This window comes from Methylomonas sp. TEB, from assembly GCF_047777895.1.
Taxonomy (GTDB): domain Bacteria; phylum Pseudomonadota; class Gammaproteobacteria; order Methylococcales; family Methylomonadaceae; genus Methylomonas.
Genome location: NZ_CP180476.1, coordinates 4,611,631 through 4,636,010 on the forward strand (window position 1 = coordinate 4,611,631; position 24,380 = coordinate 4,636,010).

General features: G+C 50.0%; 27 protein-coding genes. 5 read left to right on the forward strand and 22 right to left on the reverse strand.

Going from position 1 to position 24,380, the window contains the following annotated elements; all coding sequences use genetic code 11:
* Positions 1 to 81 precede the first annotated feature (81 nt).
* The 18 genes from ACMXD4_RS20950 to hxlA all read right to left on the reverse strand — a co-directional run bounded on the left by ACMXD4_RS20950 (position 82) and on the right by hxlA (position 17,504).
* Positions 82 to 828: an RNA polymerase sigma factor FliA gene (locus ACMXD4_RS20950; protein ID WP_033159407.1), complete on the reverse strand. Its 747-nt coding sequence runs from the start codon at positions 826 to 828 to the stop codon at positions 82 to 84.
* A complete protein-coding gene (locus ACMXD4_RS20955; RefSeq protein ID WP_216614793.1) occupies positions 825 to 1,658 on the reverse strand; it encodes a MinD/ParA family protein in 834 nt (277 codons plus the stop codon). Before ACMXD4_RS20955 ends, ACMXD4_RS20950 begins: the two co-directional genes overlap by 4 nt.
* A gap of 31 nt (positions 1,659 to 1,689) precedes the next feature.
* A complete protein-coding gene (gene flhF / locus ACMXD4_RS20960; protein ID WP_415879279.1) occupies positions 1,690 to 3,105 on the reverse strand; it encodes a flagellar biosynthesis protein FlhF in 1,416 nt (471 codons plus the stop codon).
* 15 nt (positions 3,106 to 3,120) lie between these two features.
* Positions 3,121 to 5,226, reverse strand: a complete 2,106-nt coding sequence (gene flhA, locus ACMXD4_RS20965; protein WP_319962276.1) for a flagellar biosynthesis protein FlhA — start codon at positions 5,224 to 5,226, stop codon at positions 3,121 to 3,123.
* A gap of 19 nt (positions 5,227 to 5,245) precedes the next feature.
* The gene (gene flhB, locus ACMXD4_RS20970) at positions 5,246 to 6,373 is read right to left on the reverse strand and encodes a flagellar biosynthesis protein FlhB (protein ID WP_319962275.1); all 1,128 of its coding nucleotides are present in this window, start codon (positions 6,371 to 6,373) and stop codon (positions 5,246 to 5,248) included.
* Positions 6,374 to 7,150: a flagellar biosynthetic protein FliR gene (fliR, locus tag ACMXD4_RS20975; RefSeq protein ID WP_319962274.1), complete on the reverse strand. Its 777-nt coding sequence runs from the start codon at positions 7,148 to 7,150 to the stop codon at positions 6,374 to 6,376. It abuts the gene before it with no gap.
* Entirely contained in the window at positions 7,147 to 7,419 is a 273-nt protein-coding gene (fliQ, locus tag ACMXD4_RS20980) for a flagellar biosynthesis protein FliQ (protein WP_020483676.1), read from the reverse strand. Before fliQ ends, fliR begins: the two co-directional genes overlap by 4 nt.
* A 9-nt stretch (positions 7,420 to 7,428) precedes the next feature.
* The gene (fliP, locus tag ACMXD4_RS20985) at positions 7,429 to 8,175 is read right to left on the reverse strand and encodes a flagellar type III secretion system pore protein FliP (RefSeq protein WP_033159413.1); all 747 of its coding nucleotides are present in this window, start codon (positions 8,173 to 8,175) and stop codon (positions 7,429 to 7,431) included.
* A complete protein-coding gene (gene fliO / locus ACMXD4_RS20990) occupies positions 8,168 to 8,611 on the reverse strand; it encodes a flagellar biosynthetic protein FliO (RefSeq protein ID WP_101053277.1) in 444 nt (147 codons plus the stop codon). The genes fliP and fliO overlap by 8 nt, the downstream gene beginning before the upstream one ends.
* The gene (gene fliN / locus ACMXD4_RS20995; RefSeq protein ID WP_415880853.1) at positions 8,611 to 8,979 is read right to left on the reverse strand and encodes a flagellar motor switch protein FliN; all 369 of its coding nucleotides are present in this window, start codon (positions 8,977 to 8,979) and stop codon (positions 8,611 to 8,613) included. Before fliN ends, fliO begins: the two co-directional genes overlap by 1 nt.
* Before the next feature lie 102 nt (positions 8,980 to 9,081).
* Positions 9,082 to 10,062 carry a flagellar motor switch protein FliM gene (gene fliM / locus ACMXD4_RS21000; protein WP_033159415.1) on the reverse strand — a complete coding sequence of 327 codons (981 nt, stop codon included), beginning with the start codon at positions 10,060 to 10,062 and terminating at the stop codon, positions 9,082 to 9,084.
* The gene (gene fliL, locus ACMXD4_RS21005; RefSeq protein WP_205451544.1) at positions 10,063 to 10,611 is read right to left on the reverse strand and encodes a flagellar basal body-associated protein FliL; all 549 of its coding nucleotides are present in this window, start codon (positions 10,609 to 10,611) and stop codon (positions 10,063 to 10,065) included.
* 283 nt (positions 10,612 to 10,894) lie between these two features.
* Complete coding sequence (fbaA, locus tag ACMXD4_RS21010; protein ID WP_101053281.1) at positions 10,895 to 11,974, reverse strand: class II fructose-bisphosphate aldolase; 1,080 nt, start codon at positions 11,972 to 11,974, stop codon at positions 10,895 to 10,897.
* A gap of 101 nt (positions 11,975 to 12,075) precedes the next feature.
* Positions 12,076 to 13,062, reverse strand: a complete 987-nt coding sequence (locus ACMXD4_RS21015; RefSeq protein WP_415879280.1) for a transaldolase — start codon at positions 13,060 to 13,062, stop codon at positions 12,076 to 12,078.
* Positions 13,063 to 13,346: 284 nt separating this feature from the next.
* Positions 13,347 to 14,030, reverse strand: a complete 684-nt coding sequence (locus ACMXD4_RS21020) for a hypothetical protein (protein WP_415879281.1) — start codon at positions 14,028 to 14,030, stop codon at positions 13,347 to 13,349.
* 71 nt (positions 14,031 to 14,101) lie between these two features.
* Positions 14,102 to 16,117: a transketolase gene (tkt, locus tag ACMXD4_RS21025; RefSeq protein ID WP_415879282.1), complete on the reverse strand. Its 2,016-nt coding sequence runs from the start codon at positions 16,115 to 16,117 to the stop codon at positions 14,102 to 14,104.
* A 202-nt stretch (positions 16,118 to 16,319) separates the two neighbouring features.
* Positions 16,320 to 16,853 (reverse strand): 6-phospho-3-hexuloisomerase, encoded by a 534-nt coding sequence (gene hxlB, locus ACMXD4_RS21030; protein ID WP_020483686.1) that lies wholly within the window; start codon positions 16,851 to 16,853, stop codon positions 16,320 to 16,322.
* 3 nt (positions 16,854 to 16,856) lie between these two features.
* The gene (gene hxlA, locus ACMXD4_RS21035) at positions 16,857 to 17,504 is read right to left on the reverse strand and encodes a 3-hexulose-6-phosphate synthase (protein WP_033159179.1); all 648 of its coding nucleotides are present in this window, start codon (positions 17,502 to 17,504) and stop codon (positions 16,857 to 16,859) included.
* A 433-nt stretch (positions 17,505 to 17,937) separates the two neighbouring features.
* Between hxlA and thpR the strand changes: the two genes are divergently transcribed.
* Both thpR and ACMXD4_RS21045 read left to right on the forward strand, forming a co-directional pair.
* Positions 17,938 to 18,444, forward strand: a complete 507-nt coding sequence (gene thpR / locus ACMXD4_RS21040) for an RNA 2',3'-cyclic phosphodiesterase (protein ID WP_171697331.1) — start codon at positions 17,938 to 17,940, stop codon at positions 18,442 to 18,444.
* 23 nt (positions 18,445 to 18,467) lie between these two features.
* Positions 18,468 to 18,815 (forward strand): phenylpyruvate tautomerase MIF-related protein, encoded by a 348-nt coding sequence (locus tag ACMXD4_RS21045; RefSeq protein ID WP_171697330.1) that lies wholly within the window; start codon positions 18,468 to 18,470, stop codon positions 18,813 to 18,815.
* 95 nt (positions 18,816 to 18,910) lie between these two features.
* On the opposite strand, the gene ACMXD4_RS21050 is transcribed toward ACMXD4_RS21045, so the two are convergent.
* The 4 genes from ACMXD4_RS21050 to ACMXD4_RS21065 all read right to left on the reverse strand — a co-directional run bounded on the left by ACMXD4_RS21050 (position 18,911) and on the right by ACMXD4_RS21065 (position 21,779).
* Positions 18,911 to 19,237 (reverse strand): ComEA family DNA-binding protein, encoded by a 327-nt coding sequence (locus ACMXD4_RS21050; protein WP_171697329.1) that lies wholly within the window; start codon positions 19,235 to 19,237, stop codon positions 18,911 to 18,913.
* A 128-nt stretch (positions 19,238 to 19,365) separates the two neighbouring features.
* Positions 19,366 to 20,337, reverse strand: a complete 972-nt coding sequence (gene cmoB / locus ACMXD4_RS21055; RefSeq protein ID WP_415879283.1) for a tRNA 5-methoxyuridine(34)/uridine 5-oxyacetic acid(34) synthase CmoB — start codon at positions 20,335 to 20,337, stop codon at positions 19,366 to 19,368.
* Complete coding sequence (gene cmoA, locus ACMXD4_RS21060) at positions 20,334 to 21,068, reverse strand: carboxy-S-adenosyl-L-methionine synthase CmoA (RefSeq protein ID WP_415879284.1); 735 nt, start codon at positions 21,066 to 21,068, stop codon at positions 20,334 to 20,336. The genes cmoB and cmoA overlap by 4 nt, the downstream gene beginning before the upstream one ends.
* Before the next feature lie 63 nt (positions 21,069 to 21,131).
* Positions 21,132 to 21,779, reverse strand: coding sequence for a phospholipid-binding protein MlaC (locus ACMXD4_RS21065; RefSeq protein ID WP_253734566.1), 648 nt, complete (start codon positions 21,777 to 21,779; stop codon positions 21,132 to 21,134).
* A gap of 139 nt (positions 21,780 to 21,918) precedes the next feature.
* Between ACMXD4_RS21065 and hemB the strand changes: the two genes are divergently transcribed.
* The 3 genes from hemB to aroE are packed head-to-tail and all read left to right on the forward strand — an operon-like array spanning position 21,919 to position 24,368.
* Positions 21,919 to 22,935, forward strand: a complete 1,017-nt coding sequence (hemB, locus tag ACMXD4_RS21070; protein ID WP_415879285.1) for a porphobilinogen synthase — start codon at positions 21,919 to 21,921, stop codon at positions 22,933 to 22,935.
* 22 nt (positions 22,936 to 22,957) lie between these two features.
* Positions 22,958 to 23,533 carry a hypothetical protein gene (locus ACMXD4_RS21075; RefSeq protein WP_415879286.1) on the forward strand — a complete coding sequence of 192 codons (576 nt, stop codon included), beginning with the start codon at positions 22,958 to 22,960 and terminating at the stop codon, positions 23,531 to 23,533.
* Positions 23,520 to 24,368, forward strand: coding sequence for a shikimate dehydrogenase (aroE, locus tag ACMXD4_RS21080; RefSeq protein WP_415879287.1), 849 nt, complete (start codon positions 23,520 to 23,522; stop codon positions 24,366 to 24,368). The genes ACMXD4_RS21075 and aroE overlap by 14 nt, the downstream gene beginning before the upstream one ends.
* Positions 24,369 to 24,380: the final 12 nt, after the last annotated feature.

Consider the following 24,380-nt stretch of genomic DNA (forward strand, 5'->3'; position numbering starts at 1 on the left):
TCTCCACCCAGATTACTTTATTGTTAAGAAACCGCTAAATTGTGACCAATAATTGCGAAAAATTCCTGCAATAACCACACATTAGCTGCACTTTTCATTATCTTTCCCTTCCACCCAATCCGCAAGTCTAGCGCGTAAGCGCAACATCGCCTGACTACAAATTTGGCTAACCCGCGATTCGCTGACATCGAGCACCTTGCCAATCTCACGCAAATTCAGCTCTTCGTCGTAATACAGAGATATGACTAAGCGCTCCCGTTCCGGTAATTCCGAGATGGCCTTGGCTAGGGCTTTTTGAAAATTCTGTTGGATCAGCACATCTTCCGGCTGCTGATTGCCGTGCACATCATCTATAACACTGTCTTCGCCTTGCACCAATTCTTCGACGCTAAAGGTCTTACAAGACACTGCGTCCTGCAAAATATGATGGTATTCAGTCAGATCGATACCCATATGTCCGGCCACTTCGGTATCTTTGGCGTCGCGTCCCAGTTGATTTTCAACCTCACGTATCGCCTCGGCTACCATCCGGGCTTTCTTATGCACGGAACGCGGCGTCCAATCCGAACGGCGCAATTCGTCCAGCATAGCCCCGCGAATCCGGATGCCGGCATAGGTATCGAAACTGGCACCCTGGCCAGCATCATAATGTTTCAGCGCTTCCAGCAAGCCCAGCATGCCGGATTGAATCAAATCATCGAGCTGCACCGTATCGGGCAGTCGTCCCATTAAGTGGTAGGCAATGCGTTTTACCAGCGGCGCATGTTGAATGACTAAGGCATCAACATTTCCAGCCTGCACAGCAGCATACATTGCCGCTCCGCTCATGCAACATCCTCTTTCGCGCTGTACTGAATCATCCGTTCGACAAAAAATTCCAGGTAGCCGCCCGCTTTAGGCTTGATCGGCCAGCTGTCGATTTTCCGCGCCAAATTCTTGATGGCCAGCGCCGCCTTACTTTGCGGAAACGCTTCCACTACCGGCGTTTGTTTTTGCACGGATTTTTTCAAATATTCGTCCTGCGGTACCGCGCCGACAAACTGCAAGGCCACATCCAAATAACGGTCCGTCACTTTACTCAGCTTATTGAACAAGGCCTGTCCATGCTCAGCCGACTGCACCATATTCGTAATGATATGAAAGCTATTCAACCCGTAATCTCTATTCAACAGCTTGATATACGCATAAGCATCAGCCAACGAGGTGGGTTCGTCACAAACCACCACGATGATTTCCTGGCAGGCGCGAGCAAAGTTCACCACACTTGCCGAAATACCGGCAGCGGTATCGACGATCAACACATCCAACTCTCGGTCGATTTCGCTGAAGGCCCGTATCACCCCGGCTTGCTCGATACTCGATAAATCGGACATCCGCTGTATGCCTGACGAAGCCGGAATAATTTTCAGCCCGGCGGGCCCGGTCATCATGATGTCCTTCAAGCTTTTTTCGCCGCTCAATACGTGCGACAAATTGAATTCGGGAAACATGCCCAGCAAAATATCGACATTAGCCAAACCCATATCGGCATCGAGTATCGCCACCCGCCTACCCATTTTAGACAGCGCCACGCCAATATTCACGGAAAGGTTGGTTTTGCCAACCCCGCCCTTGCCACTTGTTACCGCGATTACTCGCACCGGTTTCATATGTCTCATTTGTCTAATTCCAGCTGCCTGATCGAATGACTTATGCATGGCTTTCCGCCATCCAGTCTTCAACATTCACATCGTCGCCATAGCCATGGTCCTGATCGACACTTTCCATACACTGCCGAATCAAAGCATCGGCATCGGGCAAGTAAATATCTTCCGGAACCTGCTGACCGTCAGTGATAAATGACAATGGCATACGCCGCTCGATAATCGCCGACAACGCGGTACCTTTGCTAACTGCCTCATCAAACTTGGTTAGTATAGTCGCTTGTGGTTCGAGTATTCGGAACGCATCCATAATTTCCAGCATTGCTTTGTATTGCGTGGTAGCGGACATCACCAGATAAGAGCGTATAGGCAAATCGCCGTGCTGCAAGGTTTTCAGCTGCTCGGCCAAACGCATATCGCGCTGACTCATGCCGGCTGTGTCGATCAAAATCAGGCGTTTATCGGAAAAACTATTGATATGCCTGCGCAACTCCTCCGCATCACCCGCTACTCTGACCGGCACATCCAAAATTCTGCCGTAAGTATTGATTTGCTCGTGCGCGCCGATCCGATAATTATCGGTGGTAATCAGCGCGATCTGCCTGGAACCGTGTTTTAAAATAAACTGCGCAGCCAATTTAGCGACTGTCGTGGTTTTACCGACCCCGGTGGAGCCAACCAATGCGGCGATACCGCCTTGATCCAACAGGTTGTCGTCGGCTATCGGCACCAGTCTGGCCAACATTTCCTGGGCTTTGCCGATGGCCAAATCGAATTGCTTATGACTGCCCAACCGGTTGGCTATCTTGCCCGCTAAATTTTTCGAGAAGCCGCACTCCAACATGCGGTCGCGCAAATCATCGTGTAAAGGTAGCCCGTGTTGTGGCATTTGCATGACGATATTCGACAGTTTGCTGTCCAACATTGTCCGCAGTTCTTTCATTTCCGCACGCATTTCGTCGATGAATTTATCGCCGTTGTGCGATTGCACCGGCCGTGGCTCGGTCAACGGTTTGATTTTGGGATCGGCACTTGCCCAGGCTGGTTTTTCAATTTTTTCAACTTGGCGAACTTTTTCGGCGATTTTCTGTGCGTTGTTATGCCCAACCTGGAGTTTTTCGGCATAACCGACGTATTGATCCAGGTTGCGACGGATCGGATTTTCCGGAATGCTGCCTTCCGCGCCGCGTTTTCTGGCGCTGCTTAAAACATGCAGCGATTTCTTTTCGGCTTCGAGATCGGGCAAATCGACTTTTTTAACTTCATTGGGCGGCGATTTTTCGTCTTCGCGTTGCTTGAGATTTTTATGAATGACCTGTTCGTCAAAGTCGCGGGCCGCCACGATTTCCACGCCGCCATCCACAGAACGGTTGGACATAATCACTGCATCGGCGCCCAATTCTTCTTTGACCATGCGCATGGCCTGCCGTATGTCTGCTGCAAAAAAGCGTTTAATTTTCATCGCGCAACCTCTGTTTTATTGTCCCCGCTGTCCCACTGTGGAAACCACCCTGATCTGCCGATCTTGCGGGATTTCATTATAGGCCAGCACATGTAAGCCGGATATCGAATGACGAACGAAGCGAGCCAACCAAGGGCGGATATAAGAGGACACCAACAACACTGCGGTTTGCCCTTCCATTTCCATCCTTTGCGCACTTTCCTCCAGGGATTTGTGCATCTGCTCGGCTAGACCCGGTTCTAAACCCGCACCACCTTCGCCCGCCGTCTGCAATGACCTATGCAATATCTGTTCCAATCCCGGATCGAGGGTAATAACCGGGATCTCTGTCTGTACGCCATTGATTTCATGGACAATTGAGCGCCCCAAGGCCGCCCGCACCGCCGAGGTCAAGATGTCCGGATCTTGACTCTTCACCCCGTACTCCGCCAAAGTTTCGGCGATGGTTCGTAAATCGCGAATCGAAACCCGCTCTTGCAGCAGATTTTGAAGAACCTTGACCAAAATACCCAAGGGCAAGGTTTTCGGTACCAGATCCTCGACCAGCTTTGGCGCCACTTTGGACAAATTATCCAGCAACTGCTGCGCCTCCTCGTAACCGAACAATTCATGCGCATTAGTTTGCAAAATATGACTGAGATGCGTGGCCACCACGGTGCTGGGATCGACGACCGTGTAACCCAAAGTTTGCGCTTGGTCTTTTTGATTGGCGTCGATCCAGATCGCATCCAAACCAAACGCCGGATCCTTACAAGGCGCGCCTTGCAAAGTACCGAACACCCGGCCGGGATTAATCGCCATTTCTTTCTCGGGCATGATATTGGCTTCGCCGACGCTCACCCCCATCAAGGAAATCCGGTATTCGGTAGGTGACAAATCCAGGTTATCCCGGATATGCACCGACGGAATCAGAAAGCCCAGCTCTTGCGACAATTTTTTGCGCACACCTTTGATGCGCATCATCAATTGGCCGCCCTGATTTCTATCCACTAGCGGAATCAAGCGATACCCCACCTCCAGACCAATGGCATCGACCGGCATTACATCGTCCCAGCCCAATTCCTTGATCTCGGTTTTGGCCAGTTGCTGCGGCGAAACGATGCGCTCCATTTCCAAGGCTTTTTCTTCCTCCAACTTACGGCGTCTGTCGATCAAATAAGCGCCACCGACCAATGTCAGCGCTAACAGGATAAACACCAAATTCGGCATGCCGGGAATGATACCCAGGATACCCATCACCGCCGCCGTCACCAGCAGCGTGCGCGGATCTTCGAACAGCTGTGAACTTAACTGTTTACCAATATCCTGCTTGCTGCCGCGAACCCGCGTCACCACCATCGCCGCGGCCACCGACAACAACAGCGATGGAATCTGCGCCACCAAACCGTCACCGATGGTCAGCAACACATAAATATTGGCGGCGTCGGCAAAGCTCATGCCGTGTTGGCCCACGCCTATCGCCAAGCCGCCTATCATATTCACGAACAAAATGATGATGCCGGCTACCGCGTCGCCACGCACGAATTTACTGGCACCATCCATGGAGCCGTAAAAATCCGCTTCGGCAGCCACTTCTTCCCGGCGGGCACGCGCTTCATCCTGATTGATCAACCCGGAATTCAAATCGGCGTCGATAGCCATCTGCTTGCCAGGCATCGCATCCAAGGTAAACCGAGCACTCACCTCCGCTACCCGTCCGGCACCTTTGGTGACCACCATAAAATTGATGACCACCAAGATCGCAAACACGACGATACCCACCGCAAAATTGCCGCCAATGACGAATGAACCGAAGGCCTCGATCACTTTCCCGGCGGCATCCCCACCCTCATGCCCCCGAATCAACACGACCCGGGTGGAAGCCACGTTCAAGGACAGCCGCAACAAGGTCGCGACCAGAATGACGGTAGGAAATGAGGCAAACTCCAGCGGCTTCAAGGTGTAAATCACCACCAACAAGATGATCAGCGAAAACGCGATATTGAAGGTAAAAAACAGATCCAGCACAAACGGCGGCAGCGGCAAAATCAACAACGCCAGCAACATCACGATCAATAGTGGCGCGCCCAAGCCCAAGCCGGTCAGCGCCTTAAGTGAGTTGAGTATTTTCGTAAAATCCATAATTCAGCTCGATACCGGGCTATTGCTTAAAGTCGTCGGGTACTTGCACATCGGTGGGCGGAACCGGCTTGTTCCAACCGTATTGCGTCGAAGCCCGTAATTGAAAAACGTAGGCTAATACTTGGGCAACGGCCAAGAATAAGCCGCGCGGTATTTCCTGATTCAGGTCGGTGGAATAGTATAAAGCTCTTGCTAGCGAAGGCGCTGCGACCAAGGGTACTTGCGAGGCCATTGCCAGCTGGCGGATCTGTGCGGCAACTAAATCCGTGCCTTTGGCAACCAGCAAAGGTGCACCATTGCCGTTCTGATCGTATTTTAAGGCTACCGCGAAATGGGTAGGATTGGTGACGATGACGTCGGCACTAGGCACCGCATCCATCATCCGCCGCTGCGCGGCCTCCATCTGCATGCGGCGGATTTTGCCTTTAACTTCCGGATTACCCTCTTGATCCTTGGCTTCGTCGCGCACTTCCTGCTTGGTCATTTTCAGTTGGCGCTGGTGATTCCATAACTGATAGGGGGCATCCAGCATTACCAACAATAAAAAGGTAGCACTCAAAATCACTAAACAGAAGGAAATAATATCGCCGACATGATGGATGGCTTGATCGAGCGGCAAGCGGCTCAAGCCCATGAAATCGTCGAAGTACAGTTTGAATAAATTCCAGGAGACAATCGCAACCAGTATGGTTTTGATGATGGCCTTGACCAGTTCGACCAAGCCTTGAATCCCGATGATTTTTTTTATCCCGGTCAGCGGATTAAGCTTGGAAAACTTCATTTCGAAGGCTTCGCTGGTAAAGTTCCAACCACCCAACATTATCGCCGCCGCCAAATCGGCAACCACCAATACCACCAAAAACGGCAGGATTACCCACAAACCTTCGGCAAACGCTGCCTTCAGATAAATCAGCGGAGTCGCCGGATCGAACACAGCCTCCCGCGACAACTGCAAGGGATGCTTCATCATCTCCAGCATACTGCGCCACATGCCTTGCCCGAAATAGAAAAACAGCGCCGAACTGGTAATCAACGTTACAAAAGTGTTGAGTTCCTTGGAACGGGGAATCTGGCCTTTTTTACGCGACTCGCTAAGTCGCTTGCCGGTGGGGTCTTCGGTTTTATCTTGACCGGAATCTTCCGCCATTTATTGCAACCTCAACAATGCATGGACCAGCGCGAAGCCGTTGTGCAGCATATCGCTAAAACCTTCCAGCATGGTCGGCAGGCCAATCCAGATTAAGCCCATACCCAGCATGATGGTGATAGGGAAGCCGACGCCGAATATCTGTAGCTGCGGCGCGGCTTTTGACGCCACGCCGAAGCTGATGTTGACGAATAACAAGGTCGCCATCACCGGCATAGCCAGTAGCAGGCCGTCAGCAAATATCAGACTGCTCCAACTGATTACTCGCCACATATCGCTCTTATCCATACCCATACTACCGACCGGTAATGTATGGAAGCTTTGCGCCAACATCTCGATCAGCAATAAATGGCCATCCACCGCGAGAAATAACAAGCTGCCGCTAATTACAAATAATTGGGCAATCACCGGCACCTGCACCCCAGTTGCCGGATCGACCATGGATGCGAAGCCCAAACCCATGCTGTAAGCGATAGTCTGCCCGGCAAACAACATGATGGAAAACACCATTTGCAGGATGAAGCCTGTAGTCAGCCCCAAGGCAACTTGCTGTACCGCCACCATAAACCCTTGGTAGCTAAATATTTCAATATCCGGCATCGCCGGCAAAGTTGGCATAATGACCCAGGTAATCAATAGGCTGGCGATCAATCTTACTTTGGCCGGCACCGCTTTGACGCTAAAAACCGGCACGGTGATGAACATGGAACTGATGCGAAAGAATGGCCAGACAAACGAAGCAAGATACCGCAGTAGCTCGTCCTCGCCGAAGTTCATCCTATTAGCGTGGGGATATCGCGCATCAAATCTTGGAAATAATCGATGAGCATTTGTAACATGCCGGGACCGGCTATCATCAACACCGCGATAATAGTTGCCAACTTAGGGATAAAGGTCAGAGTCTGTTCTTGAATCGAAGTCGCCGCCTGGAACATGGACACCAGCAAACCAACAACCAAGGAGGCAATCAGGATAGGACCCATTAATTTCAGGGAAATCAATACGGTATCCTGGGCAATTGCCGAGATGGTTTCCGGTGTCATCATCGGCTTGACCTATACGTAAAAGCTGGCTGCCAGCATTTCCATCACCATGGTCCAACCATCCGCTAGCACAAACAACATAATCTTGAACGGCAACGACACGATCATCGGTGACAGCATCATCATACCCATAGACATCAATACACTGGCTACCACTAGATCGATGACCAGGAACGGCAGGAAAATCAGAAAGCCTATCTGAAACGCGGTTTTCAATTCGCTGGTCACATAAGCCGGCACCAACAAGGAAAACGGCACATCTTCCGGTTTGTCAATTTGTTCACGTCCGGAGATACGCACAAAGGTATCCAGATCCGCCTCGCGGGTTTGCTTGAGCATGAACTGTTTAAACGGCTCGGAGGCATTTTGTAAGGCAGTCACAGCGTCAATTTTTTCTTCCATATACGGCTGCACAGCGGTTTCATTAACCTTTTCCAACACCGGCATCATAATGAAGATAGTGAGAAACAGAGATAACCCCAGCAACACTTGATTGCTTGGCGCTTGCGCGGCACCTATGGCTTGGCGAAGCAAACCCAATACAATCATGATCCGGGTGAAAGACGTCATCGATAACAACAATGCCGGCAATAAGGTCAGCATAGTCATCAACGCTAAAATCTGGATGGTAACCGTATAGGTTTCGCCGCCTTTGGGGTTGCTAGTCACCGTAATAGCATCTATGCCTACTGCGGCGTAAACAGCTTCCGGCAAAAACAGTAAGCCTATTATCAGGCAGGAAAAAATCAACTTAATCATGGTGCTTACCTTGCATGACCTGCAGCAATTTCTTGGCAAATAAGCTGGCTTCCTGCCCGTCTGCGCTATTCATAAACAAGCGCTGGTCGCCTTCAAGCTCAAGCAGTTTATCGATACGCCCGCCACTAACGCCTAACAGTAGCTGTTTTTCACCGACTTTAACCAACACCAATTTTTCACGCATACCCAATGACAATCCGGCCAGCACTGCCAACTGACTTTTACCGACAAAAGCCAAACTGCCGCTTTTACGTAATAGCCACACCGACAGAAAAAATAGCGCCAACACCAATAGCAACGCCAACAGCCATTGTGCGACATCCCCGGAAGTCACTACTTTCGCGGTCTGCCTGGGCAACGTAGCCGCTTCGTCAGCCCATGCAACAGGTGCAATCAATACCGAAATAATTTGGGTAGCCAGGCGAGATACAGACATCAGCCGAGCTTTCTGACTCGTTCCGACGGACTGATAATGTCGGTCAGCCGAATACCAAACTTGTCGTTAACCACCACAACTTCGCCGTGAGCAACTAAAGTACCATTCACCAATACATCCATCGGTTCGCCGGCAAAACGATCCAGCTCTACAACCGAGCCCTGGTTTAGCTGCAATAAATTGCGGATATTAATTTTGGTTCGACCGATCTCCAGCGACACGGTCACCGGCACATCGAGAATGACGTCCAGCTTGACTTCATCGCTGCTGGGACCGTTATTTCTGGATTTTTGCTCGCTAAACTCGGGAAACTCCGCTGCGGCAAAACCTTGCTGAGAGCTCTTTGCGGCGTTTGCTTGTTCCTTCAGTGCATCGCCCCAATCAGCTTCAGCATCAGCTTGCTCGTTCATCGCTGCGGCCCAGTCGTCACCGATTTCGTCGTTTTCACTCATGCTTATCCTTCCCTGCTGTCAAATATTATCCAGCGTCATTTTTTCTGTAATTTCGATGGCGTAGTTACCATCGGAAAGCCCTAATTTGCCCCGAAAAACCGGCACATCCTCAACTTCGAGTAATACGGTTTCCGGCATTTCTATAGGAATCACATCGCCTTTTTTAAGCTCAATCACTTCGCTGATAGACATTTCTTTTTCTATCAGTTTACTGTTGACGACCACTTCGCTACGCATAATTTCAACTCTTAGCGAATCTTGCCAACGCCCATCCACCTCACCTCGGTCGCTGGTTACCGCATCCAGCAATTCTCTGATAGGCTCAATCATGGAGTAAGGCATTGCAATATTGATATCGCCGCCGCCGCCCTCCAACTCCACATGGATAGTGGAAATCACCACGATTTCCGAAGGGCTGACAATGTTGGCGAATTGCGGGTTGACTTCTGAATTGATGTATTCAAAGTCAATATCCATCACGGGTTTCCAGGCTTCGGCTAAATCCTTGAAAATCATGTCGATGATCAGCCGAATAATGCGCATTTCGGTCGGCGTGAACTCCCTGCCTTCGACCTTGTTATAAAACTGGCCGCCACCGCCGAAAAAGTTATCGACAGCGGTAAACACCAATCGCGGCTCCATCACGATCAATGCCCGCCCGCGTAAAGGTGACATCCGAATCACATTCAAATTAGTCGGTACGAATAAGCCCTGAATGAATTCGGAAAACTTCTGTACTTGAATCCCGGATACGGAGATTTCCGCGGCACGCCGCAAAAAGTTAAATAAAGCTATCCGAAAATGGCGAGCGAAGCGCTCGTTGACCATTTCCAAGGTGGGCATCCGCCCCCGAACAATCCGTTCCTGACTGTTAAAATCATAGACTCTCGCTGTGCCTCGACTGTAGTCTTCATCAGCCCCTGTATCGACGTCGCCATCGTCCACGCCATGCAGTAGCGCATCGATTTCGTCTTGTGATAATAGATCGGCGGTTGACATTTATTGCATTACAAATTCAGTGAAGTACACATCTTTAACGGTGTTTTTACCGGCCATTTTTTCCAAAACTTTACCAATTTCGGCTTGCATCATGGCTTTTAACTCTTGTTTTCCTTCCAAGGTTTTCGCCTTTTCCGCACCCACTGCACTGATGGCCATCAACAAATTGTTGCGTATCATCGGCTCATGCTTTTTCATCGCATCCTTACTCGCCTCACCTTTCATCAGTATTGTCAGGGATATTCTGATCACTTTTGCGCCGGAGCCGGCGGGAAAATTAACCAATAAGGGGCTTGGTAAATCATAATAAACATCAGGCTCAGCGACTTTTTCGTGGCCGGCCTCTTCTTCATGCGCGGCTTCATCCTTGTGCTCCGCCTTGTCGTGCTTGGCATCGCCTTCTTCTTTATGCTCGGCGTCAGCCGGCTTATTCAGAAAGAAATAAGCCCCACCTCCCGCGCCAGCCAAAACCAAGATAACCGCGACGATTATTATGATTATTTTCTTGGAAGACTTCTTACCTTCTTCTTTCCCATGGGCTTCTGCCATTTTCCACCTTTTAAATTTTTACAGCACAATACGCGCCAAAATATTCAAGCTCAATCAGACCACTGTACGAAAATCAGCTGGATTTGATCATACAAGAAAAAACATCGTTTTAGAATAATAGTATAGCCGTCACTGGAAAGCAGTTAGGCAAAAAGCGGAGCTCAGGTATGCACAAAATACCTGGAGGAATTGTAGCTGTTAAGTCAAATTTTTGACTCAGCTTGTGGATGTTTTGCAGAAAGAACTGCAAAGACCTCACGGCCTTTGCAGCTTTATCAAGATATTACAGCGAATTAACTGCGTTTAATTCTTGGAAGGCTTGCTCTAAACGAGTCACCATGCCAACTTGGCCGGCACGTTGCCAAACACGTGGGTCATAGTATTTTTTGTTCGGTTTATCGGCACCTTCAGGGTTACCGATTTGACTTTGCAAATAGCCTTCGTTCTTTTTGTAAAACTCCATCACACCGGCCCAGCTAGCCCATTGGGTATCGGTATCGATGTTCATTTTAACGACGCCGTAGCTGATGGATTCTTTAATTTCTTCAGGAGAAGAACCTGAACCGCCATGGAACACGAAGTTCAAACTGTTATGCGGCAGACCGAATTTCTCTGAAACATACTTTTGTGAGTTGTCCAAAATTTTCGGCGTCAATTTGACGTTGCCTGGAGAGTAAACGCCATGCACGTTACCGAATGACGCGGCAATTGTGAAACGATGGCTGATTTTGCTCAGGTGCTCGTAAGCGTAAGCAACATCTTCCGGCTGGGTATACAAAGCAGAATGATCCATACCGCTGTTGTCGACGCCGTCTTCCTCGCCACCGGTACAACCCAGTTCGATTTCCAGAGTCATACCCATTTTGGACATGCGCTCCAGATACTTACCGCAGATTTCAATGTTTTCTTGCAAGCTTTCTTCGGAAAGATCCAGCATGTGCGAGCTGAACAAAGGCTTGCCGGTTGCAGCGAAGAATTTTTCACCTTCATCCAGCATGCCGTCTACCCATGGCAGCAATTTTTTTGCCGCGTGATCAGTATGCAAAATAACAGGTACGCCATACAGTTCCGCCATGCGGTGAACATGGTGAGCACCGGAAATGGCGCCAACGATAGAGCAACCTTGACCTTCCAGTTTCAGACCTTTACCTGCAACGAATGCGGCGCCGCCATTAGAAAATTGAATGACGACAGGTGACTTGGCTTTTGCTGCCGCTTCCAATACCGAGTTAATGGTATCGGTGCTGATGACGTTTACAGCCGGCAACGCAAAATTATTTTCTTTGCAGATAGCAAAGATTTTTTGTACATCTTCACCGGTGACAACACCCGGCTTAACAACATCAAATATTTTTTGTGGCATAAATTTTATCCTGTTAATAACAAATCAAGGCCGCGTACTCGATTCGGCGGCCTTGCAAATCTTAAACAACCGAGTGCCTGCACTCGGCGGCTAGACCAAGATTAGGCTTCCAAGGCAGCCAAACGGTCCGACAACAATTTTTCCAGTGCTTCCAGCGCTTTGGCGAAACCATCGATACCTTCGGCCAATTTTTCTTTAGCCATCCGGTTTTCTTCATGCATGCGGTCAAAAGTGGCTTTGTCGACTGAGATTTTTTCGATTGAAGCTGTTGCTGCTTTGGCAGGATCCAGCTTGCGCGGCAAGTCACCCTCAACGGATTGCAACTCTGCCAATAAAGACGGCGCGATGGTCAACAAATCGCAGCCCGCCAATTCGGTGATCTCGCCGATGTTACGGAAGCTGGCGCCCATGACTTCGGTTTTGTAGCCGAATTTTTTGTAGTAGTTATAGACTTCGGTAACTGACAATACACCTGGATCTTCAGCAGGCGCATAAGAATCACGGCCGGTGTCTTTTTTATACCAGTCTAAGATACGGCCAACGAATGGTGAAATCAGTGTGATACCGTTTTCCGCACAAGCAATCGCTTGGTGTAAACCGAACAACAATGTCAGGTTGGTGTGAATACCTTCTTTTTCCAATACGGCGGCAGCTTGAATGCCTTCCCAGGTAGCAGCGATTTTAATTAAAACGCGCTCTTTGGAAATGCCTGCAGCTTCGTATTGAGCGATCAAGTCGCGACCTTTAGCGATGGTGGCTTCGGTATCGTAAGACAAACGCGCATCGACTTCAGTCGATACACGACCTTCAACGATTTCCAGAATTTTCAAGCCAAAAGACACGGCCAAACGATCAAATGCCAGGGTCACAACTTCTGCAGCCGAAGCAGCGGCACCCAATGTTGCTCTTGCACCTTTCAAAGTATCGTCAACAATTCCTTGATATTTCGGCATTTGTGCAGCAGCGGTGATCAAAGAGGGATTGGTGGTTGCATCGCGCGGTTTGAAAGTTTCGATCGCTTGAATATCACCGGTATCGGCGACAACCACAGTTATTTCACGGAGTTGTTCGAGTAAATTTTTTGCCATAGGATTATCCTCAGATGTGTTGTTAATTCTTCCCCCTCGTTTGAACCGAGCTTTACAAGCAAAAGATGTTCAGCAATTCTTGCAGGAGATTGATTGCAAAAGAGTCCCTGGTGATGAAACTCTATTTTTAGCTATATTGATAAGACTGAATCGCCACTTGGCATATATTCAAAGCCGAAACACACGCTTTAAAACATACGAAGTGGCGATCATTTAAATCTGCCGGTTCAGAGTTAACGTTTAACCCTTAAGTTCCAGCAATCAGCATCAGAAATCAGATGCTATTAAGCTTTATCACGTAAATACTTTTCCACGCCAGTCGCTTTCGCAGCGGCAGCTTCCCGATCTCTTACGATTTGCTTTGCCATGTATTTGGCAACACCGGTAGCAGGATTGGAATCTTGTTTTTCCAAGTATTTGGCAACGCCGGTTTTATTCGCACCCATTTTTTCCAGATACTTTTCAACGCCGGTTGCGCCAGATGCAACTTGGTCATCATCAGCTGAAGAACCTTTGGCACTTTTAGGCGATTTTTTGTTGTAGATAAAAAATCCGGCTACAGCCAACAAAATTAAACCAATGTAGGAAAAATCAGAGGAGGCAGCCTTTTCTGTTTGTATCACATCTACCGCTGCTTCCGCAGAAGTTGTGGAGGCAGATGACGAGCTTGACGATTTAGCCGCACTTGGTGCTGCAGAGCTGTGCTTGTAGTCAGCATCGCTGTATAACACTTTAGGTTGAAAATTCGTCGCTGGGAAAGCTGGATCCGCTTCAACTTCTTTTACAGCTGGTTTCGCTGCAGGTGCTGTGGCAGCCGCAGGGGCAGCTTTGCTGTCGTTATATTCAGGATTGGTATAGAGCACCTTTGGCTGATAATCAGCCGCCGGATAATCCGATCCCGCCATAGCTAAGGAACTGGTCAGCATTAGAGCTGCCATCACGCCTTTCGTTAATTCATTTCTTTTCACGTCTATCACCTATGCTGTTAGAAACGTGAGGCTTCGATCATTTAATCCAAACCTCACCTAAGTTTACAAAATTAAAGAACGGCTTCCACATTAGCGACGACATTGTCCACGGTAAAGCCGAACTCTTTGAAGAGCTGACCTGCCGGGGCCGACTCGCCGAAACGGTCCAATCCTACGACTCTACCCGCGCTGCCGGCGTATTTCCACCAGCTGTCGGTTACTCCCGCTTCTACTACCACGCGCTGGGTCACGCTTGGCGGCAATACGCTGTCTTTGTAAGCTTGGTCTTGCGCTTCGAAGACGTTGGTAGACGGTAGTGACACCACGCGGATTTTTTTGCCTTTCGCAGCCAGTGCATCGGCCGCTTTCAATGCCAATTCCACTTCGGATCCGGTGGTGATGATGATCGCGTCCGGCGCGCCGTCGCTGTCTTTCAGGATGTAGCCCCCTTTGCTGATTGCGTCAATTTGTGCGGCGGTGCGGGGCACGTGCGGCAGGTTTTGACGGGAGAAGATCAGGGTGCTCGGTCCATCTTGACGTTCGATCGCAGCTTTCCAGCACACGGCCGACTCGACCGCGTCGCAGGGGCGCCAGACGTGCATGTTGGGGATCATGCGCAGGGTGGCGGTTTGTTCGACCGGTTGATGGGTCGGGCCGTCTTCGCCCAGACCAATGGAGTCGTGGGTGTAAACGAAGATGGTCGGGATTTTCATCAATGCGGCCATACGCAGGGCGTTACGGGCGTATTCCGAGAACATCAGAAAGGTGGCGCCGTAGGGTTTGAAGCCGCCGTGCAGGGTGATGCCGTTCATGATGGCGGACATACCGAATTCACGCACACCGTAGTAGGCGTAGTTGCCATCGAAGCCCGGTTGGTTGACGTCTTTGCAGCCGGACCACAGGGTCAGGTTGGAGCCCGCCAAGTCGGCAGAGCCGCCCAGCAGTTCGGGCAACAAGGGGCCAAAGCCGTTCAAGGTGTTTTGTGAGGCTTTGCGGCTGGCGATGGTTTCGCCTTTGGCATCCACCGCAGCGATAAACGCTTTGGATTTTTCAGCCCAATCGGCAGGCAGTTCATTTTTGATGACCCGACGTTCAAATTCGGCCGCGAGTTCAGGGTGTGCGGCTTTGTAGGCCGCAAATTTGGCGTTCCAGGCGCTTTCCAGTTGGGCGCCTTTGGCATTGGCGTCCCAACCGGCTTTGATGTCGGCAGGAATTTCAAACGGCGCGTGCGGCCAGCCCAGCTTTTCGCGGGTCAAGGCAATTTCGGCTTCACCTAAAGCGGCGCCGTGGCATTCTTCTTTGCCTTGTTTGTTCGGCGAACCGAAACCGATGATGGTTTGGCAGCAGATGATAGAAGGCTTGTCGGTGACTTTTTTGGCTTCTTCAATTGCGGCTTTGACAGCGTCGGGGTTGTGGCCATCCACTTTAGGAATGACGTGCCAGCCGTAGGCTTCGAAGCGTTTCGGGGTGTCGTCCAGGAACCAGCCGGCAACGTTGCCATGGCCACGGACTTCGCCATCGATGGAGATGTTGTTGTCGTCGTAGAAGGCGATCAGTTTGCCCAGTTTCATGGAGCCGGCCAGGGAGCAGGCTTCGTGGGAGATACCTTCCATCAAGCAGCCATCACCCAGGAATACGTAGGTATGGTGGTCGACGATGTCGTGACCCGGACGGTTGAATTGACCGGCCAAGGTACGTTCGGCCAAAGCAAAGCCTACCGCATTGGTAATGCCTTGCCCCAAGGGACCTGTGGTGGTTTCCACACCTTCGGTGTAACCGTATTCAGGGTGTCCAGGGGTTTGCGAGTGCAGTTGGCGGAACTGTTTCAGTTCTTCGATCGGCAGGTTGTAGCCGGCCAAGTGCAGCAAGGAATAAATCAGCATGGAGCCGTGACCGTTGGACAGGATGAAGCGGTCGCGGTTGGGCCATTTGGGGTTGCTGGGGTTGTGTTGCAGAAAATCATTCCACAATACTTCTGCGATGTCGGCCATCCCCATCGGGGCACCGGGGTGCCCGGAGTTGGCTTTCTGTACGGCGTCCATGCTAAGTGCGCGGATGGCGTTCGCTAAGTCTCGGCGCGAAGGCATGTTGGTCTCCTTTTTATTTTGTTATTTTAGTTGCGACATTCGATTAATCAAACATCACTCTGGCTGAGGCTGGTAAATACAAGGAAGACCAAAACCACACTCTCGTTCATTCAGACTGCTGGAATCGGTATCGCCTTGACACCCGAATGTAATGTAAAAAACCCGTGACCGAATTGCTCCGGCCACAGGTTTACACGCTAAGTTATTCCAAATTGGCGTGTCTTGATCTCATTTCTTCTTCAGCAATACCTTTGTCATGGATTACATGCGAAATTGTCGCTTCCAGGAAAAACAAGGTAGATAATTCAAACACAGTACCCATAGGCATGCCTTTGACTTTACCGTATTGTTCGGATCTGCCGATTTGCAAAGTGACATCAGCCATGTCGCCAATCGTTGAATCGTCCTTAGCCGAAATCAACACAATCTTTGCGCCGACTTCTTTGGCTTTTTTGGTAAAGGCAATCAACTGCTCGGTTTCACCGGAGCCGGAAATAATGATCAACAAATCGCCAGCTTTGATGCTTGGCGTAACAATTTCACCGACAACGCTAACGTCGTAGCCGCCATGCATCAAACGCATGGCAAAGAAATTGCCGACCAGCTTTGAACGACCAGCGCCCGATATAAAAATACGCTTAGCCTGATCCAGCATATCCACCAAGGTTTTGTCATGCGAGTCGGGTGTCGCTTCCAGAATCCCTGAGATTTTGTCAATAATTAACTGCTGATGCATGACTTATACCGCCGCCGCGTCAACCAATTCACGGATTTCACGCGCAGCTTCAGCAGGTGAAGGAGCACCGTAGATAGCTGCACCAACCACGATGATGTTAGCGCCAGCTTCAACGACTTGTTGTACAGTCGCTTGTTTGATACCGCCGGCAACAGAGATGCGTACATTCAAACCCAAACGAGCGATGTCGTTCAGATCGGTAAACGGTGTGTGACCGGCTGCTTGCGCGTCCAGACCAGTGTGAATACCAACGATTTGCGCGCCCAATTTGACAGACTCTCTTGCGCAGTCTGCTTTATCGGCCACGTTGATCAAGTCGATTTGAGTTTCAGCGCCGTGTTTTTTCGCAGCTTTGATAACGCCAGCGATAGTGGCCAAACCGGATACGCCCAATACGGTGCAGATGTCCGCGCCAGCAGCATAGAAAGCGCCCGCTTCGTATTCGCCTGCGTCCATGGTTTTCAGGTCAACCAACAACAATTTGTCTGGGTAACGTTGTCTCAGTTCTTTAACCAAGTTGATACCGTTGTATTTAATGCAAGGGGTGCCGATTTCAAAAATATCGACATAGGGTGCTACTTGATCCGCCAACGCAACGGTTTGGTTGAAATCCAGTGAATCCAACGCCATTTGAATTAATGGTCTTGCCATGTGATGTGCTCCGAAAGTTTTAATTTTTAGTAATAGCCGATTCTTGCAAATTGCCACAACCCGCTAGGCTTGTCACGTACGTGTGATGCATTTGTAACTGTAAGGTAGAAATGGGATATATGTCAATGCTTAGCAACTGCGCGCAGCCTACAGGTTATGCGAACAAATTGTTACTAGACAAGTCCGCGGCGTAAGCTTAGGCTGAACAAAACCGCAGGCAAGCCGAGCAAAATTCAATTTCAATTTTAGGATTCATCGCTTACGAGCTGATAAATCTGGATATTTTTTTGGCTAATTGTCTATCCTCGCCGCAATAGCACAACATCCTTTAGCCTGATCACCAGCTTTCGACACCCAAATCGCAGCATTTTGCCTGCCATCGAAAAGATGAAAAAGTCATAGCTCGATCTCACAACAACCGGAGAGGAACAGCTTGAAACGTCTCTTTTTTGCCTTATGGCCGGAACAAAACGCCAGGCAACAATGCGCGGCTTTAATCAGCCAACTAAACCGAACCGGAAAACCTGTTAAGGAAGCAAACTTACATGTCACCGTGTTGTTTTTAGGGAGAATTTCTGCAGAACAACAGGCCATAATCACCAAGGAGGCAGGAAAAATGCCAACATCACTGATAATGTTAAATTTTGACCGCCTGAGTTTCTGGAAAAAACCTGCCGTGCTATGCCTGACCGCCAGCCAATTCGATCAAAGCGTGTCGACATTAAACGAAAACTTGGCCCGCATAGCCAAACAACAAGGGATACCCATCGAAAACAGACTATTCAAGCCGCATGTCACTTTAGTTAAAAAGGCTAGTTCGGCAATCGATTTCGATTTCGCCCCCATACTTTGGCAATCAATAGGATTCTGCTTGGTAGAATCCTGCTCAGGTCCGGATGGCGTTGAATATCGAATTATCCAACGCTGGCCGGCAATTTAGCACCCCAAAACAGGAGACTGATCATGCCCTTTTTAAAATTGAACACCAACTCAGTGCTCGATACCGAACTGAAATCAAAATTGTTAGGCGAACTGTCGCAATTGGCGTCCAAAGAGACCGGCAAACCGGAGCGCTACGTCATGATTAGCATTGAGCAAAACGACGCCATGCTGTTTGCCGGTAGCACTACCCCTTTGGCATATCTGGAATGCAAGAGCATTGGCCTGAGCAGTAGCCAAGCCAAAAACTTGTCTGCATCGATATGCCAATTGCTCAATACCCGGCTTTCAATCCCTCAGGATCGGATCTATATCGAATTCAGTAACTGTCAGGCTGATTTTTGGGGCTGGAACGGCTCGACATTTGGCTAAACGACCCGGACGTCGAATAAATACGACCGTGTATTTCAGACAAAACAGACTCAATGAGTTGGCGCACCAAGCCCAAGCGCGCCAACTCAGTCGCCTTATTTGGGCTTTTTAGTTTCTTGAGGCTTTTCCGGCTTCTCTGGCTTAGCAATTTTTTCAGCCGTAGCGGGAGCAGAATCCCCAAACAAAATATTCTTCTCATTCTGTTGCGCGGTTTTCTCCCCAATTCCAGACACATTTTCCAGATCTTTCAATGTCTTAAAATCGCCATGTTCCTTACGGTATTGAACCACCGCCTCGGCCTTCTTCGGGCCTATCCCGGTCAAGGCCTTGGAAATGGTTTCGGCATCCGCTTGGTTGATATTGATTGGTTCAGCAAATACGGCAAAAGAATACAGCATAAAAAGTACAAATAACTTTTTCATGGATTTTCTCCGATTGGATTTTAGGACTGCCTGGACTAATCAGCACACACTTAATCAGCTGACTTTTCAAGCTAGCCAATCTTAGCCTGTTCTTTAAATTTTACAATTCAAAAACAAAAATCCACTGATTAATCGGCGCTAGCCACAATCACAGCCCGAACCGGCGCCGGCAAGCCTTCACAAGTTAAATCCGGAGAATGCGGATCCAAAAATTCCGCCAAAGAATGAAACCGCATCCATTCGGTACTGCGCTGCTCCTCGACAGAAGTTTTGGAAACATCCGCTAGGCGAATATTTTTAAACCCGCAGCGGCGCATCCATAACATCAAAGCTGCGCAGCTTGGCAAAAACCACACATTGCGCATTTGCGCATAACGCCCCTCAGGCACCAAGACATGCTGCGCATCCCCTTCAACAACCAGAGTCTCCAAAATCAATTCACCGCCAGCCCGCAAACAGCCCCTTAATTCCAGCAAATGATCGATGGGTGAGCGGCGGTGATACAAAACCCCCATCGAAAACACCGTATCGAATAGCCCCATATTGGGCGGCACATCTTCTATCCCCAGCGGCAACAGATAAATCGGCGCCTCACCGTGCAGCTTTCGGATAGCCTGGAACTGCATTACGCTGAGCAATGTCGGGTCAATGCCAACCACCAATCGCGCTCCCGCACCGAGCATGCGCCAACAATGATAACCATTGCCACACCCGACATCCAAAACCAGTCGATTCCTTAGCGGTGCAATCTGTTCTTTCACCCTATCCCATTTCCAATCCGAGCGCCATTCGGTATCGATGTCGATGCCAAATATCCGATAAGGCCCTTTCCGCCAAGGATGCAGCTGCATCAATTGTTCGCGCAAACCGGCCCGCACCTCTTCGGAAATATCCTCTGCCTGACCTATTCTGACACTCTCCAACAAGTCGACACTGGACGGCATCAAGTCCGGCAAATCCTCTACCGCCTGTTGCCAGCGCCTTAGATCGCCATGCGACGAATCCGCAAAAGCCGCCGCCAATTGCTCAGGCAAACGGTTTACCCAGATTTCGTCGCCGGCCGCCGCCAATGCTTGATAAAGACCTTCGTAAAGCGTCATTTCAATGCAATCATCGAAGCGAAGTTGAAATACTGAAACCAGACTTCCGCGCTGGCGAAACCCGCTGCTTTCAAGCGCTGTTGATGCGCAGCAAAGGTTTCCGGTATCAACACATTCTCGAGGGCGCTGCGCTTTTGGCTGATTTCCAGCTCGCTATAGCCTTGGGCTTTTTTAAATAAATGATGCATATCAATCTGCAAAGCCTGCTGTTGAGCATCGTCGAACGCCAGCTTTTCGGACAAAATCAAAATCCCGCCCGGTAACAAACCTTGATAGATCGTGGTCAAAAAAGCCTGCCGATCAGCCAGCGGAATAAACTGCAGCGTAAAATTCAGCACCACTACAGAGGCATTGCTAATCGCAATATCGCGAACATCGGCACATAAAATTTCTATCTCGGCCCCACAACCGGATGCAACCGCCAGATTTTGCCTGCATTGCTCGACCATTGCAGCCGAACAATCCACAGCAACGATTCGGCAATTCTTAGTCGTGATTTGCTGATGCATAGCCAAGGTCGCCGCCCCCAACGAGCAGCCCAAGTCGTAGCAAACGCTGTCTTCCTTGGCAAAACGTGCCGCCAATAAACCGATCGCCGAGATAATAGTGTTGTAACCGGGAACAGAGCGCTGGATCATGTCCGGAAAGACTTTGACGACAGTTTCGTCGAAAGCAAATGCGTTGATTTCGCCTAGCGGACTGGCGTATAGAGAGTCTTTAGCGGATTGCATACTGATGATCATTCCCGGCTGCCCCTAAACGGCACACCCGGGAACACTAAGAGAGGGAAAAGCTTATGAATTATTTTTGCTGTTTAATGCTTCGGTATTGCGTTTAGCCAATTGGTTGATGACCTCTTGCAACGAACCGGTGCGCTCCACTTCGTTTTTGAAGCTAGTACGATAGTTGGTCACCAAACTGACGCCTTCGATCATGATGTCGTAAGCTTTCCATTGGCCTTTGACGTTCAGCATCCGATAGTTAACAGCGATAGGCTGCAAACCGGGTTGCAGCACTTCAGTTTTAATCAGGACTTTTCTTTCGTCTTCTTCCGGGGTGATCGGCAAAAACCGTACAGACCAGTCTTTAAACTCAAAGAAGGCTCGAGAGTAGGTTCTGATCAACAACACTTGAAACTCCTTTTTAAAGCTCTCCTTTTCCGCCGGCGAAGCATCCTTCCACATTTTCCCCAACACCAGGGAAGAAATCAGATCGAAATCCACATTCGGATAAATGACTTCCTGGACGAAGGCATTGATTTTTTGGAAATCATGCGGAAAGGCAGGATCCTGTAAGCGTTGCTTCAACTTGTTGGACGCATCCTCAATGGTGCGTTGCGGCTCGCTCAAATCGGCCGCGCTAGCGGGCAAGGACAAAAACACGCCGGCAAACAAGCTAAAAACCACAACAAATATAAAATGCATATGACGTTTGATATTCATAAAAACCATCTCAAAAAGGTATCGCCGGCTAATTTCAACCGCCTTCATTCGATACACTGCTAAAATAAAGGCCGAAGCGCTAACCCGGCTCCAGATTCCAGCCAGCCCATCGGGCCAGCGAGTACCCTATTATATTACTATGGAAGAGATGTCACACCCTAACGACTTTTTCCCGGCCACCCGGATGCGTCGCATGCGTTATCAGGCCTTTTCAAGGCGGCTGATGCGGGAAAATCGCTTAAGCAGCGACGACTTAATCTGCCCGCTATTTGTTATCGAGGGCAATAACAAACAAGAAGCCGTCGCTTCCATGCCGGGCGTCAACCGATTATCCATCGACCTGGTGCTGCGCGAAGCCGAAAGCTTATTAAATCTGGGCGTACCCGCCATTGCTCTATTCCCGGTAACGGATCCGAACAAAAAATCCTTAAGCGCGGAAGAAGCTTATAACCCTGACGGCTTGGCACAACGCTGCGTTCGGGCCTTGAAAGACGCCCTGCCGGAACTCGGGATCATCACCGACGTTGCCTTGGATCCTTTTACCTCGCACGGTCAAGACGGATTGTTGAATAGTCAAGGTTATGTCGTCAACGACGAAACCGTCGAAGTCCTGTGCAAACAGGCCTTGTCGCATGCCGAAGCCGGCGCCGACATCGTCGCCCCTTCCGACATGATGGACGGCCGCATCGGTGCGATCAGAGCCGTGTTGGAATCTCATGGCCATACCAACACCCGAATATTGGCCTATTCCGCCAAATACGCCTCCAGTTTCTATGGCCCTTTCCGCGATGCGGTCGGCTCGGCCGGTAATCTGGGCGGCGGGAATAAATACAGCTATCAAATGGACCCGGCCAATTCAGATGAAGCCTTGCGGGAAATTGCGCTGGATTTACGCGAAGGCGCCGATATGATCATGGTCAAACCCGGCATGCCCTATCTGGACATCATCCGCCGCGCCAAGGAACAATTCGGTGTACCGACCTTTGCTTATCAGGTCAGCGGTGAATATGCGATGTTGAAAGCCGCGTCTCAAAACGGCTGGCTGGACGAGCAACAAGTGGTGATGGAATCCCTACTGGCATTCAAGCGAGCCGGCTGCGACGCAATACTGACTTATTACGCTAAATCCGCTGCCCAGTGGCTAAAACAACCATAACAACCAGACAAACGCACCCGGCATGAGCGAAGACTTTGATTTTGATGACAGTCATTCGACTGACGATCCACCCAAACAGCGCCGACGTTACTTCGGCCTGGAGCAGGCGGTATTTATCCTGCTGGTCGTTTTATCGCTGACCGGCATCGCGATTACCGAATTCAACCCGCACGATGGCTATGGTTATTGGCTATTCATGGTGATCGTGTTTGGCATGCTGTCGATTTTCGTCTCCTGGTTACAAACCCGAACCAACGACAACGACTTTGGCGACATCGTCAAGGCCCAAGGGCTGCATTGGCTGCATACGCTGGTTGTGGTGATAGCCGCCGCATTGCTTAACAAATCCGAGCAGTTATCCGACAGAAGCGCCAGCCTGGTTATCTTGCTGATCTTGGCCTTAGCCACCCTGCTGGATGGTATCCGCATCGGCTGGCAATACAGCCTACTCGGTTTTTTCCTGGCAACCTGCGCGCTGATCGTGGCTTATTTCGAGAACTTTATGCCCATCAGTATAGGACTGGGAGTGCTGGTGATAGCCTGCACTTTCCTCTGGGAATATTGGCGCAGCAAATACAGTACCGATGATGAAATTTGATAATTACGCTGTATTCGGCCAACCGATCAGCCACAGTAAATCACCGCGTATCCATAAATTATTTGCCGAGCAAACCGGTCAACTGATGGACTATGCGGCCCAAGAGGTGCCTGCGGAAACTTTTGCCGCGGCTACCAGCCGTTTTTTTGCGGATGGCGGCATAGGCCTGAATTGCACCGTCCCGCTCAAGGAACTGGCTTGGCAATATGCCGACCAACTGACGGAACGCGCTCGTCAAGCAAAAGCCGTCAACACCTTAGCCCGCCAAGCGGACGACAGCATTTTGGGCGACAACACCGACGGCATCGGCTTACTCAACGACTTAACAATAAACCATGGCATAGCACTGAAGGACGCCAAGGTTCTTATTCTAGGGGCGGGAGGCGCTACAAGAGGCATCGTCCCTCCCCTTCTGGAACAACAGCCTTCGACATTGATCATCGTCAATCGGAATATTGGCAAGGCCCAGGCTATTGCAGAGGATTTCGCGGCACTAGGCGCGGTGCAAGCTTGCGATTACGCTAATCTTAAAGATCGCCAATTTGATTTGATCATCAATGCCACGTCGGCCAGCCTCAGCGGCGATTTGCCACCCTTGCAGGCCGACCTGTTGAAAGCGGGCGGCAGTTGCTACGACCTGGCTTACGCCAACCAAGCCACCGCATTTGTGACATGGGGCTTGGCGAATAAGGCCGCACACAGCCTGGACGGCTTGGGCATGTTGGTCGAGCAGGCCGCCGAAGCGTTCTTTATTTGGCGAGGCGTGCGTCCGCAAACCTCGCCGGTGATTAGCCTGCTAAACGCTGAAAGAGCATTAAACAACACGAACGGATGAAATTATTGACCG